We start from the raw sequence: 13,421 nt of genomic DNA on the forward strand, positions 1-13,421 counted from the left end.
GCTGATGGGGCCTCCTCGAGTCGAGTGTCCTACGGTGCCGACTCCGTGGGCTCCCGGGCGGGAGCCGGCCCGGAAAGCAGAAGGCCCCGGCGCATGCCAGGGCCCACTCGACCGGTCGGCACGATCACAATGATCGCGCATCCGGGACCGGGACGTGCCCGGAACCGGTGACCGGACCCGGCCGCCTACGGGGGCGACTCGGGTGGGAGCAGGCGCTCCGCTTCAACGACTGCCCGCACGTCAGGGACGGAGGCAGTCTGGTCGACTCCGCAACACTACACCCTCGCCGCAGCGGCCCCCAAACCGGGCCCGGGGCTCAGCGCGGCGCGGGATCGTCGGCCCGGACCGCCGGGTGCGCCCCGTGCAGGCGGCGCAGGGCGCGCACCGCCTCCACCGCGTGCTCCTTGTCGGCGGCCTGGAGGGCGACCATCGGCAGCAGGTCGTCGTCGTGCAGCTCGAGGCTGGCCCAGGGGGCGCCCCGGTCGAACCGGACCCCGCGGACAACCTCCCACGGCAGGTCGTACGAGCCGAGGACGTTGCGCACCCGGACGCCCTTCGCGTCGGCGACCACCCGGGGGCGGGTGAAGAGCAGCACACCGAGGGCGGCGAAGACGCCCAGCCCGACCATGGCGAGCTGGTCGCCACGCTGGAACGTGCCGTAGCCGTCGCCGGTGGTCCCGGTCAGCGAGGTGGCCAGCCCGGCGAACACCACCACCAGGGCGCCGGCCGACACCCAGCAGACCATCCGCAGCCGGCGCGGCCGCACGGTCACCACTGCATCGCTCACCCGACCAGTCTGCCATCCGGTGCGGGGTCCGGTTCGGCCGCCACTCGGACCGGCGTGCCCCGCCGCCCTCCGGCCACCAGCACCGCCACCCCGGTGAGCGCCGCGCCGGCGAGCACCGGCAGCCGCACCCCGGCACCGCCCGGCAGCGCCACGTCCAGCAGCAGGGCGCCGCCGAGCTGGCCGGCCACCAGGGCCAGGCCGGTGCGCAGCACGCCGGCGGCCCGGACGCCGACCAGCAGGGCGAGGACGATGCCCACCCCGAACAGGCCGCCCACGTACAGCCACCACTGGGCCGGCCAGGCGGGGTGGTCGGCGAGCGCGCCGGCCAGCGCGGCCACCGCCGCGATCGCCGCGGTGCTCACCGCGAAGTTCACCGCCAGCCCGGCGGCCGGGCCGACCTGGGCGGCGAGCCGCCCGTTGAGGGCGGACTGGAACGCCACCGCCAGGCCACCGCCGACCGAGAGCAGCACCAGCCCGATCGCCAGGTCGCCGACCGGCTGGCCGAGCTGGGCGAGGGCCACCGCGGCGATTCCCACCAGCGCGCCGGCGACCCGGGGCGCGGTGAGCGGCAGGCGGCCGGTGGCGGCCAGCCCGGCCCGGTCGACGCCCAGCCCGCCGAGGCTGCCCCCGGCCACCTGGGCGATGGTGAAGACCGCCACCCCGAGCGCCGGTACGACGAACGGGCCGATCACCACGATCGCCGCGCCGCCCAGCCCGCCCAGGTAGGCCCACCAGGGCAGGCGGGCGCGGCGCAGCGCGGCCAGGCCGGCCCGCATCGACGGGACCGCGACCAGCCCGAGCAGCACCAGCAGGCTGCCGCCGAGGTTGTTGACCACCGCGCCGAGGAGCGGGTCGCCGGTCCGCTCCCCCAGCTCGGCGTTGACCACGCCCTGCGCGGCCGAGCCCACCCCGCCCAGCACCACCACGGCCAGGGCGGCCGGGACCGGCAGCGGCCTCACAGCCGGCAGGCGTGGATGTTGGTGACGAGGATGGCCCGGGCGCCCAGCTCGTACAGCTCGTCCATGATCCGGTGCACGTCGTCGCGCAGGACCATCGCCTGCACCGCGACCCACCCCTCCCGGTGCAGCGGGGAGACCGTCGGCGACTCGATGCCGGGGGTCAGCGAGCTGGCCCGGTCGAGCAGGCCGGCCGGCACGTCGTAGGCGAGCATCACGTACCGGCGGGCGACCAGCACGCCGTGCAGGCGGCGCAGCAGCTGCTCCTGCTGGGCGCAGCCGGGGGCGCCGGCCCGCCGGACCAGCACCGCCGAGGAGCGCAGCAGCGGCTCGCCGAAGACCACCAGACCGGCCTGACGCAGGGTGGCCCCGGTCTCCACCACGTCGGCGACCACGTCGGCCACGCCCAGCCGGATGGCGTTCTCCACCGCGCCGTCCAGGCGGATCACCTCGGCCTTGACGCCCAGCTCGGCCAGGCGCCGCTCGACCAGCCCCGGGTACGCGGTGGCGATCCGGTGCCCGCCGAGCTGCTGGACCGAGTCCACGTCGTCGGGGCGGGCGGCAAAGCGGAAGGTGGCCCGGCCGAAGTTCAGGTCGACGATCTCCTCGGCCGGCGCGCCGGAGTCGACCAGCAGGTCGCGGCCGGTGATGCCGACGTCCAGGTCGCCGGAGCCGACGTAGGTGGCGATGTCCTTGGGGCGCAGGTAGAAGAACTCGATGTCGTTGGCCTCGTCCCGGCAGACGAGGTCCTTGGGGTCGGTGCGCTGGCGGTAGCCCGCCTCGCGCAGCATTCCGGCGGCCGATTCGGCCAGGGCGCCCTTGTTGGGTACGGCGACACGCAGCATGGGGAGAGTGCTCCTTCGAATGATCGGATGATCAGCGGGCGGGGGCACTCAGAGATGTCGGTAGACGTCCTTCAGCTCGAGACCGGTGGCGAGCATCAGCACCTGGGCCTGGTAGAGCAGCTGGGAGATCTCCTCCGCGGCGCGCTCCGGGCCCTCGTGCTCGGCGGCCATCCACGACTCGGCCGCCTCCTCGACGACCTTCTTGCCGATGAAGTGCACCCCCTTGGCGAGCGCGTCGACCGTGCCCGAGCCCGGGGTGCCGGCGGCGGCCTTGGCCTGCAGCTCGGCGAACAACTCCTCGAACGTCTTCACGGGAGGCGATTCTTCCAGCCCCGGCCGGTCGCGGTACGCGCCGGGTCCGGACCCGGACCACATGCCGGACTCTTGGAAAGGGGGCTTTCGAAAGGGAGCTTTCGAAAGGTACGCTTCGACCGTGGCCGAACCGCGATCCCGGAAGATCACCGACGTCGACACGTTGCGCGCCCTCGCGCACCCGCTGCGGCTGCGCGTCCTCGACGCGGTCGCCCTGCACGGCCCGCTGACCGCCACCGAGGTCGCCGAGCGGGTCGGCGAAAGCCCGGCCAACTGCTCCTGGCACCTGCGCCAGCTCGCCCGCTACGGCTTCGTCACCGAGGCGGACGGCGGCACCGGCCGGCAGCGGCCGTGGCGGCTGGTCACCGAGGGACACCGGTGGGGCGAGGGCGCGGAGAGCCCGGCGCTGGCGCAGGCCGGGGACGCGGCCCTGCTGGCCCTGCTCGACCTGGAACACCGCAAGCTGCGGGACTGGCTGGCCGTCCGGCGCCAGCAGTCCCCCGGCTGGCGCGAGGTCGACTTCCTGCACCAGTTCATCGGCTGGTACACCGCCGCGGAGCTGCGGGACCTGAAGGCGGAGCTGAGCTCCGTGCTCGCCCGCCACCTGAACCGGCTGGGCGACCCGGCCGCGCGCCCACCCGGCTCCCGGCCGGTACGGCTGCTCGCCTGGGCCGTGCCCGACGTCGACGGGACGGCGGTCGCCGGCGGCGCGGACACCGAAGACGCGCCGGTCGCCGGCGACACCGACGCGGAGCGGAACGGGGACCGATGAGAGAACTGCTGCGCCGGCGGGACTTCCGGCTGTTCTTCGTCGCGCTGACCGTGAGCATGATCGCCGAGTCGATCCTGCTGCTGGCCCTGGCCATCTGGGTCAAGGAGCTGACCGGCTCCGACGGGCTGGCCGGCGCCACCTTCCTGGCGCTGACCGCGCCGATGGTGCTCGCCCCGCTGGCCGGCTGGGTCGTCGACCGGATGCCCCGCCGCACCCTGTTCGTGGCCCTCAACGCGGCCACCGCCGGTCTGCTGCTGCCGCTGCTGGCCGTGCACGACGCCGGCCGGCTCTGGGTCGTCTACGCGGTCGCCGCCGGCTACGGCCTGTCCTACATCGCGCTCGGCGCGACCGTCACCGCGCTCGTGCAGGAACTGGTCCCCGCCGGCCTGCTGCCCGACGCCAACGGCGTCACCCAGACCGTCAAGCAGGGGCTGCGGCTGGTCGGCCCGCTGCTCGGCGCCGGGCTCTACGTGCTGCTCGGCGGCCCCGCGATGGCCGCCGTCTGCGCGCTCGGATTCCTGGCGGCGGCCGCCGTCGGGCTGGCCGTACGCCCGGCTCCGGTGCCGGCGGCGGGCGGCGACGGACCCGCCGGGACGGCCCCGCCGGAGGCGACCGTGGGAGCCGCCGGCGGCTGGCGGGCCGAGGTGGTCGCCGGGGTGCGGCACCTGGTACGCGAGCCGGCGCTGCGGCGGGCCCTGCTGGCCGTGGTGGCCGCCACCGTCGGCCTCGGGTTCGGCGAGACGCTCTGGTTCGCCTACGTCGACCAGGGGCTCGGGCGGGAGCCTGCCTTCCTCGGGGTGCTGGTCTCCCTGCAGGGCATCGGCGGCCTGCTCGGCGGGTTGGCGTCGGCGGCCCTGGTGCGCCGGCTCGGCGAGCTGGGCGGCATGGCGCTCGGCGTGTCCGCCGTCGCCGTGGGCTTCCTGGCCCCGGTCTGGCCGGTGCTCGCGCTCGCCGTCGCCGCCGCCGTGCTGATCGGGCTGGGGCTGCCGGTCGCCCTGGTGGGCACCATGACCCTGCTGCAACGGCAGACCCCGCCGGAGCTGCTGGGCCGCGCCTCGGCCGCGCTGGACGCGCTCGCCAGCGGACCCCAGTCGCTGGCCATCGGGCTGGGCGCGCTGCTGGTCGGGCTGGTCGACTACCGCCTGCTGTTCGCGGCGATCGGGGCCCTGCTGCTGGCCGCCGGCGGCTACCTGCTCACCGGCCGCCACCTCTCGGCGCCGTCCGCCCCGGCCGGCGGGCCGGCCGACACCGGTGTTCCCCACCAGATCGCACCACGGGTCGACGCGCCGGCCGGGTGAGCGGTTCGGGTGCGCTCCCCGGCCCGCGCCGACGGTGGCCGGCGGTCGGGCCGGGGAGCGGTCACTCGGCAGAGAGGGCGGTCAGGCGAAGCCGACCCGGCGGCCGTTGGCGGCGTCCAGGCCACGCACGGCCAGCGCGGCGTCCAGGGCCGCCACGGTGGCCGCCCAGCCCTTGTCCTCGGCCGAGCCGGGCAGGCCGGCCCGGTCCCGGGCCTGCTCGAGGGTGTCCACGGTCAACACCCCGTGCGCCACCGGCTTGCCCTCGTCCAGGGCCACCCGGGTCAGCCCCTCGGTCACCGACTGGCAGACGTAGTCGAAGTGGGCGGTGGCGCCGCGCACCACCACGCCGAGGGCGACCACCACGTCGTACCGGCGGGCCATCGCCTGCGCCACCACCGGCAGCTCCACCGAGCCGGCCACCCGGGCCACCACCGGCCGGGCGCCGCACGCCTCGGCGGCCGCCACCGCCCGGTCGACCATGTGGTCGGTGAGGTCGCCATGCCAGCGCGCCGCCACGATCCCGACGGTCAGCCCGGCGGCGTCCACCGCGCTCGCGCCCGGTTCCCCGAAACCCGCCATTCCTACGCTCCGATCTCGTCACCGGCCACCGGACGCCCCATCGGCGCCTCGGTCACCTCGTCCAGCCCCTCCAGGAGGTGGCCCATCCGGTCCCGCTTGGTGCGCAGGTAGCGCACGTTCTCCGGGTTCGACCGCACGGGCAGCCCCTCCCGGCCGCTCACCGTGAGGCCGTACCCCTCCAGGCCGGCCCGCTTGGCCGGATTGTTGGTCAGCAGCCGCATCGTGCGGACGCCCAGGTCGTAGAGGATCTGCGCGCCGGTGCCGTAGTCGCGGGCGTCGGCCGGCAGGCCCAGGTCGAGGTTGGCGTCCACGGTGTCCCGACCCTGGTCCTGGAGCTGGTAGGCCTGCAGCTTGTGCAGCAGGCCGATCCCCCGCCCCTCGTGCCCGCGCACGTAGAGCACCACGCCCCGCCCCTCCTGGGCGACCCGGGCCAGGGCGGCCTGCAACTGCGGGCCGCAGTCACAGCGCAGCGAGCCGAACACGTCCCCGGTGAGGCACTCCGAATGCACCCGGACCAGCACGTCCCGCCCGTCGCCGAGGTCGCCCATGACCAGCGCGACGTGCTCGGCCGAGTCGAAGTCGCTGCGGTAGCCGAGCGCCCGGAACACCCCGTACGGGGTGGGCATCCGCGCCTCGGCGACCTGCTCCACCTGCTTCTCGGTACGCCGGCGGTAGGCGATCAGGTCGGCGATGGTGATCAGCGTCAGCCCGTGCTCGGCGCAGAACTTCTCCAGGTCGGGCAGGCGCATCATGGTGCCGTCGTCGTTGACCAGCTCGCAGAGGACGCCGGCCGGACGCAGCCCGGCCAGCCGGGTCAGGTCCACGGCCGCCTCGGTGTGCCCGGGGCGGCGCAGCACCCCGCCCTCCCGGGCGCGCAGCGGCACCACGTGCCCGGGGCGGGCCAGGTCGGTGGGGTCGGTCGAGGCGGCGGCGAGCAGCCGGATGGTGTGCGCCCGGTCGGCCGCCGAGATGCCGGTGCTGACCCCCTCCCGGGCGTCCACGGTCACCGTGTACGCGGTGCCCCGCCGGTCCTGGTTGGTGTGGTGCATGGGCGGCAGGTCCAGCCGGTCGCACTCGCTCTCGGTCAGCGGGGCGCAGATGTAACCCGAGGTGTAGCGGACCATGAACGCGAGCAGTTCCGGGGTGGCCAGCTCGGCCGCGAAGATCAGGTCGCCCTCGTTCTCCCGGTCCTCGTCGTCCACCACGACCACGGGCCGGCCGGCGGCGATGTCCGCCACCGCCTGCTCGATGCTGCCGAAGGTGCTGCTCATGCCACGGCCTCCGAGTACGTCGGCGGGATGTCGGTGCGGGCGGGCGGGGTGGCCCGGGAGGTACGCCACCAGGCGGCCAGGCCGGCCAGGCAGAACCCGCCGTAGACCAGGTACATGGCGGCCGACGGGTAGAAGCCGCCGCGCAACAGCAGCGGCACGCCGACCGCGTCGACGGCGATCCAGATCAGCCAGAACTCCACCCAGCCGCGGGCCATCCCGTAGGTGGCGAGCAGGCTGCCGACCAGGATCCAGGCGTCCGGCAGCGGCCCCCAGGAGCCGAGCGCGGCCAGCACCGGGTACCCGGCCGCGGTGCCGGCCACCGCCACGACGAGCAGGCCGAGCCGCTCCCGCCCGGTCGCCCAGCGCGGCACCACGGCGGGCCGCTGGCCGTCGCCGGAGCGGCGGTTGCGCGACGAGCGCCACCAGCCGTAGACGCTGACCGCGAAGAAGAAGACCTGCCGGCCGGCCTGGCCGTAGAGGTCGTGCGCCTGCGGGGTGGCGAAGACCCCGCCGAGGAAGACGGTGAACAGCAGCGCGTTGCCGATCATGCCGACCGGCCAGGCCCAGACCAGCCGGCGCAGCCCGAGCAGCGCCGAGGCGAGACCGAAGACGTTGCCGACGATCTCCCGGACCAGCACCGGCGAGCCGGCGACGTGCACCTGGGCGTCGAGCAGCCAGCCGAGCGGGCCGGTCACCGGGCACCCCCGGCGAGCCGGTCGCCGAGCAGCCGCTCGACGTACTTGGCCAGCACGTCCACCTCGAGGTTGACCGCGTCGCCGACGCCCCTGGCGCCGAGGGTGGTCAGCTTGAGGGTGGTCGGGATCAGCCCGACGGCGAACCAGTCGTCGCCGACCTCGGCGACGGTCAGCGACACGCCGTCGACGGTGATCGAGCCCTTCTCCACCACGTACCGGGACAGGCCGGCGGGGAGCCGGAAGCGGACCGTCTCCCACTGGGCGGCCGGTTCCCGGGCGACCACCTCGCCGACCCCGTCCACGTGGCCCTGGACCAGGTGCCCACCGAGGCGGCTGTTCAGCGCCGCGGCGCGTTCCAGGTTGACCGGGTCGCCCGGGCGCAGCGCGCCCAGCGCGCTGCGGCGCAGGGTCTCCCCCATCACGTCGGCGGTGAAGACGCCGCCGTCGACGTCGACCACGGTCAGGCAGACGCCGTTGACCGCGATCGAGTCGCCGTGCCGGGCGTCCGAGGTGACCAGCGGGCCGCGGAGGGCGACCAGCGCGGAGTCGCCCCCGGTCTCGGTGATCCGGATGACCTCGCCCAACTCCTCGACGATGCCGGTGAACATCTCAGGCCTCCCTTTTCCGGGGCAGCGCGGTGATCCGCAGGTCGGGACCGACCTGCGTAACGTCGGTGAGCTCCAGGTCGATGGCGTCGGCGATGGTCGTCACGCCGGCGTCCAGCAGCGCGGTCGGGCCGGCGCCGAGCAGCTTCGGCGCGACGTACCCGACGACCTTGTCGACCAGGCCGGCGGCCAGGAACGCCCCGGCCAGCCGGGGGCCGCCCTCCAGCAGCGCGGCGCGCACACCCCGGTGGTGCAGCTCGGCCAGGAGCGCGGGCAGGTCGACCCGGCCGTCCGGGCCGGCGCCGACCTCCGCGGCGGTGGCGATCCAGGTGCGGGCGGCGCCGTCGCGGACCCGGGCGTCGGCCGGGGTACGCCCCGTGCTGTCCACCACCACCCGCAGCGGCTGCCGGATGGCCAGCGTGCCGTCGCGCAGGTTGCGGGCGGTCAGCCGGGGGTCGTCGGCGAGCACCGTGCCGACCCCGGCGAGCACCGCGTCCACGGTGCCGCGCAGGGCGTGCACGTCGATCCGGGCGGCCTCGGAGGTGATCCACATGCTGGTGCCGTCGGCGGCCGCGGAGCGCCCGTCGAGGGTGGCGGCGTACTTCCAGATCAGGTACGGCCAGCCGCGGCGCATCGAGGTGAGCCAGGCGACGTTGCCGGCCTCGGCCTCCTCGGCGCGTACCCCCACCTGGACCTGGACCCCGGCGGCGCGCAGGGTGGCCGCGCCGCCGGAGGCGACCGGGTTGGGGTCGCCGACGGCGACCACCACCCGGGCGATCCCGGCCGCGATGAGCGCGTGGCTGCACGGGCCGGTGCGGCCGGTGTGGTCGCAGGGTTCCAGGGTGACCACGGCGGTGCCGCCGCGGGCGCGGCTGCCGGCCTGGGCCAGGGCGACGATCTCGGCGTGCGGGCCGCCGGCGTAGGCGTGGAAGCCCTCCCCGACGATCTCGCCGGCCGGGTCGAGGAGCACGCAGCCCACCACCGGGTTGGGGCTGGTGGTGCCGAGGCCGCGGGCGGCCAGTTCGATCGCGCGACCCATCGCCTCGTCGACGGAGACGCTCGCCATCGCCAGCCCTGTCCTCTCGCTCGCCGGGCACGCGCGGACGGGCGGAAGACGGACGGCACGGGTGCCGCGGACACGCGGCGGCGGAGATCCGGGGACGGCACAGCCGACCCCGGAGAGAGCCCACGCGGCGGCTGAGCATGCCAGCGGCCGGCAGGGGCCTCCCCGTCCCGCGCGCTGTCTCCCATCCGGACTGTCTGGGGGCGGACGAGCCGCACCCCAACCGTCGGCCCCGGATTCTCACCAGGTCCACCGTCCGGCCGAAGCCGTCCGGGTCGCGGGCTTACCACGGTCGGACCGTGGATCACCGCCGGTTCGGAATTTCACCGAGCCCCGCCAGCGCGTGGTGGGTACAGGGGAAGTCTTACACGCCGGACGGGGGCGCGTGCCACCGAGGCGAGCTACCTCACAGCGACGGGTGGTTCGTCACGTCACGCCCCGCCGCCGGTCGACCGCGACGTACGACCCGGGTTGGCTCTTGGCGACCGTCTTCATCTCGGAGGCGACCGCGATCGCCTCCAGGGGGTCGGTGAACCGTTTGCCGGAGTCGGAGAGGGAGACCCCGATGGAGAGGGTGACCAGGGCGGCCCGGCGGATGTTGCCGCGCCGGTCCTTCAGCTCGACGAACCCGCGCTCCCGGTCGGTGGGGTCGTAGAGGGCGTCGGCGGCCTTCTCGAAGTCGACCACGGCCCGGCTGGTCAGCGGCCGGACCTGGGCCGGGGTGCAGACGATGACGAAGTCGTCGCCGCCGACGTGGCCGAGGAAGGCCGGCGGCAGGCCGATCGAGACGACCGCCCGGTGCAGGCTGCGGGCGAGCGCGGAGATGAACTCGTCGCCGCGGACGAAGCCGTACCGGTCGTTGACGCTCTTGAACCGGTCGATGTCGATGTAGCCGACCGCGTAGTCGACGCCGTTGCGCACCCGGTCGCTGATCTCGCGGCGGATCCGGCTGTTGCCGGGCAGCCCGGTCAGCGGGGAGACCTCGCGGAACTCCTTGTTGCGCCGCAGCGTGGAGCTGACCCGGGCGACCAGCTCGGCGGTGTCGAAGGGCTTCACCAGGTAGTCGTCGGCGCCCGCGCTGAGGCCGTTGACCTTGTCGACGGTCATCCCCTTGGCGGTCAGCATGATCACCGGCAGCGCCGAGGTCATCGGGTCGGCGCGCAGCCGGCGGGTCAGCTCCAGTCCGTCGATGCGGGGCATCATCAGGTCCACCACGGCCAGGTCGGGCCGGCGCTGCTCGATGATCTCCAGGGCCTCCTGGCCGTCGCCGGCGTGCAGCACCTCGAACCCGTGCAGCCGCAGGTTGAACTCGACGAAGCGGGCGATGTCCTCGTCGTCGTCGACGACCAGGATGACGTCGGGTCGCTCGCCGGCCGGCTCCACGTCAGGCCCCGGTCGTCGCGCGTTCCGCCAGGCCGCGCAGCCGGCGTACCGCCTCGGCCGGATCGTCGGCGCCGTAGACCGCGGTGCCGGCGACGAAGGCGTCGGCACCCGCCTCGGCGGCCTGCGCGATGGTGTCGTCGGCGATCCCGCCGTCGACCTCGATGCGCAGCTCCAGGTGCCCCGCGGCGGCGTGCCGCCGGGCGGTGCGGACCTTCTCCAGCAGCTGCGGGAGGAACCGCTGCCCGCCGAAGCCCGCCTTGATCGTCATGATCAGCAGCGTGTCGAAGCTGGGCAGCAGCTCCAGGTACGGCTCGATCGGGGTGTCCCGGTCGATGGCCAGCCCCGCCTTCGCCCCCGCCGAGCGCAGGTCCTTGGCCAGCGCCACCGGGTCGTCGCACGCCTCCGCGTGGAAGGTGACGTTGTAGGCGCCGGCGTCGGCGTACCCGGGGGCCCAGCGGCGCGGGTCCTCGATCATCAGGTGCACGTCGAAGGGCAGCTCGGTCGCCGCGCGCAGACTCTGCACCACCGGCAGGCCGATGGTCAGGTTCGGCACGAAGTGGTTGTCCATCACGTCCACGTGCAGCCAGTCGGCGGCGTGTTCGATGGCACGAACCTCGTCGGCGAGGCGGGCGAAGTCGGCGGCCAGGATGCTGGGCGCGACGATCAGCGGCGGTACGGTCACCGGGCCAGTGTACGAACGCGGTGACCCGCCGTTCACCACCCGGCACCCGCGGGAACGCGCCGTGACCCGGGCGTGACCCGCGGTGCGGGATCGGCCCGTCCGGAGGAATAATCCGGAACGAGGAGCCAGACTCTACTGGCCGAACGACCGAAAGACCGCGACACTCCAACAGGGACGGTCCCGTATGCTGCACGCCCCGGCGGCGGTACGCCCGCCATCCGGGCCCCGGCGACCGCCTGTCATCTCCCGGAAAGGGCGGACGATGCGACGGTGGCTCCTGGCGCTGGCCGGCGCGGCGACGCTGCTCCTGGCGGGTTGCGTGCCCGGGCACCGGGCCGACGGCGACCTGACCGACGACTGGCCCGCGCTCCCGGAGGCCCGCGTCTTCGTCCCCGCCACCGACGCCTGCCTGCCCCGGATCACGCCGGTGGTGCCGGCCGGCAGCTACGAGACGGTCGACTGCGCGCGCAGCCACCTCGCCGAGGTGGTGCACGTCGGCACGTTCGCCGGGTCCGCCGCCACCGGCCCCCGCCCCGAGCCGGGCTCGCCCGCGCTGCGGGCCGCCCGCGCCGAGTGCGACCAACGGGCCCGGGAGGTCATCGGCGGGGACTGGCACGCGGCCCGGCTCGCCCTGAACATCGCGCTGCCCACGACGGCCGCCTGGCTGGCCGGGGCCCGCTGGTACCGCTGCGACCTGGCCGAGACCGACAGCATCGACAACACCCGCCCGGTCAACCGGGTGGGCAGCCTGCGCGGCGCGCTGGTCGGCGACAATCCGCTGGCGCACCGCTGCTTCGACCCGAAGCTGATCGGCGAGAACCTCAACTACATGGCCCCGGTGCTCTGCACCGAGCCGCACCGGGCCGAGTTCGTCGGCGTCTTCGTGGAGCGGGACATGAGCTGGGCCGACTTCCTGCGCGCCGCCCCGCAGGTGCACCGCCGCTGCATGGCGCTCATCGCCGCCTTCGCCGAGGTGCCCGACAACGCGGACCTGCCGTACCGGGCCGGCTCGATCTTCTATCCGCCGTCGCAGCGGGAGTGGACGGAGGGCGACCGGGGGGTGCGCTGCTTCCTGTGGAGCGACGACCGCAGGCTCAACCGGTCGATGCGCGGCGCCGGCCCGGAGGGACTACCGGTCATCTGAGCGTCCGTGCCGTATGCTGCACCGCCGTGACGGTCGGCCGTTCCGGCGCGCGGCAGGGCCACGGGCCGGGGCCGGCGCGCGGTGCGGGTCCGGGTGACCACGACGACGGGGAGGTCGGTGCGATGCGGCGATGGTGGACGGCGATCGCGGCGGGTGCCGCGGCGGCGCTGGCGCTGACCGGGTGCGGCGCGCCGGGCGGGGTGGACCGTGACCTGGCCGACGACTGGCCCGCGCTGCCGAAGGCCGCCGCGTTCCTGCCGGACGCGGGGACCTGCCACGTCACCATCCAGGACGTCGGTTACCTCAGCGGCTACAACCCGGTCGACTGCACCGCCTCGCACCGGGCGGAGACGCTCTACGTGGGCACGCTGACCGGCCCGGACGCCGAGCGGTCCACGCCGCCGCGCGCCGGCTCGGCCGGGATGCGCGCCGCCCGCGCCCAGTGCGACACCCAGGCGAGCAAGGCCGTCGGCGCGGACTGGCGGTCCGGGCGCCTGGCCGTCGGCGTGGTCTTCCCGTCGGCCTTGGCCTGGGGCGGCGGCGCACGCTGGTTCCGCTGCGACGCCTCGGAGGTGACCAGCCTCGACGACGGCAGCGTCACGTCGCGTACCGCCAGCCTGCGGGGCGCGCTCGCCGCGGGCTCCCCGCTGGCCTTCGGCTGCTTCAACCCGAAGCTGGTCAAGGACGACATCCAACAGATGCGCCCGGTCGCCTGTACGGCGAAGCACCACGCCGAGTTCGTCGGGGTCTACCAGTTCCCCGACATCTCGTACGCCGAGTTCAAGCGCACCTCGCTGCGCGCGCACAAGGCCTGCCGGGGTCTGATCGCCAAGTACGTCAAGGTGCCGAACAACGGCGACCTGCAGTACCGGGCCGGCACGATCATCTACCACCCCTTCGAGGCGGAGTGGCGCAACGGCGAGCGGGGCGTGCAGTGCTTCCTCTGGCTGTCCGACCGGACGCTGACCCGCTCGCTGCGGGGCGCCGGCAGCAAGGGCCTGCCGGTCCGGTGAGCGGGGCGGGCACCAG

The 13,421-nt window shown here is 75.0% G+C and carries 15 protein-coding genes and 1 riboswitch; of the genes, 4 read left to right on the forward strand and 11 right to left on the reverse strand.

The annotated features are described in order from the left end of the window. Positions 1-316: 316 nt before the first annotated feature. Genes AB0I11_RS24850 through AB0I11_RS24865 form a run of 4 tightly spaced genes read right to left on the reverse strand, consistent with a single transcriptional unit; the run spans position 317 to position 2,900 of the window. Entirely contained in the window at positions 317-745 is a 429-nt protein-coding gene (locus AB0I11_RS24850) for a PH domain-containing protein (RefSeq protein ID WP_357325148.1), read from the reverse strand. A gap of 38 nt (positions 746-783) precedes the next feature. Continuing rightward, complete coding sequence (locus AB0I11_RS24855) at positions 784-1,746, reverse strand: DMT family transporter (RefSeq protein ID WP_357325069.1); 963 nt, start codon at positions 1,744-1,746, stop codon at positions 784-786. Further along, complete coding sequence (hisG, locus tag AB0I11_RS24860) at positions 1,743-2,588, reverse strand: ATP phosphoribosyltransferase (protein ID WP_357325075.1); 846 nt, start codon at positions 2,586-2,588, stop codon at positions 1,743-1,745. The genes AB0I11_RS24855 and hisG overlap by 4 nt, the downstream gene beginning before the upstream one ends. A gap of 48 nt (positions 2,589-2,636) precedes the next feature. Further along, positions 2,637-2,900, reverse strand: coding sequence for a phosphoribosyl-ATP diphosphatase (locus tag AB0I11_RS24865; RefSeq protein WP_043324932.1), 264 nt, complete (start codon positions 2,898-2,900; stop codon positions 2,637-2,639). A 121-nt stretch (positions 2,901-3,021) separates the two neighbouring features. On the opposite strand from AB0I11_RS24865, the gene AB0I11_RS24870 reads away from it, so the two are divergent. Next, on the forward strand, positions 3,022-3,672 hold the full coding sequence (locus AB0I11_RS24870) for a helix-turn-helix domain-containing protein (protein ID WP_357325078.1): 651 nt from the start codon (positions 3,022-3,024) through the stop codon (positions 3,670-3,672). Further along, entirely contained in the window at positions 3,669-4,970 is a 1,302-nt protein-coding gene (locus tag AB0I11_RS24875; protein ID WP_357325081.1) for an MFS transporter, read from the forward strand. The genes AB0I11_RS24870 and AB0I11_RS24875 overlap by 4 nt, the downstream gene beginning before the upstream one ends. 81 nt (positions 4,971-5,051) lie before the next feature. On the opposite strand, the gene ribH is transcribed toward AB0I11_RS24875, so the two are convergent. The 7 genes from ribH to rpe form a co-directional block, all read right to left on the reverse strand. Continuing rightward, the gene (gene ribH / locus AB0I11_RS24880; RefSeq protein WP_357325084.1) at positions 5,052-5,549 is read right to left on the reverse strand and encodes a 6,7-dimethyl-8-ribityllumazine synthase; all 498 of its coding nucleotides are present in this window, start codon (positions 5,547-5,549) and stop codon (positions 5,052-5,054) included. 2 nt (positions 5,550-5,551) lie between these two features. Beyond that, complete coding sequence (locus tag AB0I11_RS24885) at positions 5,552-6,820, reverse strand: bifunctional 3,4-dihydroxy-2-butanone-4-phosphate synthase/GTP cyclohydrolase II (RefSeq protein ID WP_357325087.1); 1,269 nt, start codon at positions 6,818-6,820, stop codon at positions 5,552-5,554. After that, on the reverse strand, positions 6,817-7,515 hold the full coding sequence (gene pnuC, locus AB0I11_RS24890; protein WP_357325090.1) for a nicotinamide riboside transporter PnuC: 699 nt from the start codon (positions 7,513-7,515) through the stop codon (positions 6,817-6,819). The genes AB0I11_RS24885 and pnuC overlap by 4 nt, the downstream gene beginning before the upstream one ends. Continuing rightward, complete coding sequence (locus tag AB0I11_RS24895; RefSeq protein WP_357325093.1) at positions 7,512-8,123, reverse strand: riboflavin synthase; 612 nt, start codon at positions 8,121-8,123, stop codon at positions 7,512-7,514. Before AB0I11_RS24895 ends, pnuC begins: the two co-directional genes overlap by 4 nt. Position 8,124: 1 nt before the next feature. Beyond that, the gene (gene ribD / locus AB0I11_RS24900) at positions 8,125-9,186 is read right to left on the reverse strand and encodes a bifunctional diaminohydroxyphosphoribosylaminopyrimidine deaminase/5-amino-6-(5-phosphoribosylamino)uracil reductase RibD (protein ID WP_357325097.1); all 1,062 of its coding nucleotides are present in this window, start codon (positions 9,184-9,186) and stop codon (positions 8,125-8,127) included. 169 nt (positions 9,187-9,355) lie between these two features. Next, positions 9,356-9,528: riboswitch (FMN riboswitch) on the reverse strand. An 81-nt stretch (positions 9,529-9,609) separates the two neighbouring features. Continuing rightward, positions 9,610-10,566 (reverse strand): response regulator, encoded by a 957-nt coding sequence (locus tag AB0I11_RS24905; RefSeq protein ID WP_357325100.1) that lies wholly within the window; start codon positions 10,564-10,566, stop codon positions 9,610-9,612. A gap of 1 nt (position 10,567) precedes the next feature. Continuing rightward, positions 10,568-11,248, reverse strand: a complete 681-nt coding sequence (rpe, locus tag AB0I11_RS24910) for a ribulose-phosphate 3-epimerase (protein ID WP_357325103.1) — start codon at positions 11,246-11,248, stop codon at positions 10,568-10,570. Between the two features lie 262 nt (positions 11,249-11,510). Between rpe and AB0I11_RS24915 the strand changes: the two genes are divergently transcribed. Continuing rightward, entirely contained in the window at positions 11,511-12,392 is an 882-nt protein-coding gene (locus AB0I11_RS24915) for a septum formation family protein (protein WP_357325106.1), read from the forward strand. A gap of 122 nt (positions 12,393-12,514) precedes the next feature. Beyond that, positions 12,515-13,405, forward strand: coding sequence for a septum formation family protein (locus AB0I11_RS24920; RefSeq protein ID WP_357325109.1), 891 nt, complete (start codon positions 12,515-12,517; stop codon positions 13,403-13,405). The last annotated feature ends 16 nt before the right edge of the window (positions 13,406-13,421 follow it).

Source organism: Micromonospora sp. NPDC050495 (genome assembly GCF_040655175.1).
Classification (GTDB): domain Bacteria; phylum Actinomycetota; class Actinomycetes; order Mycobacteriales; family Micromonosporaceae; genus Micromonospora.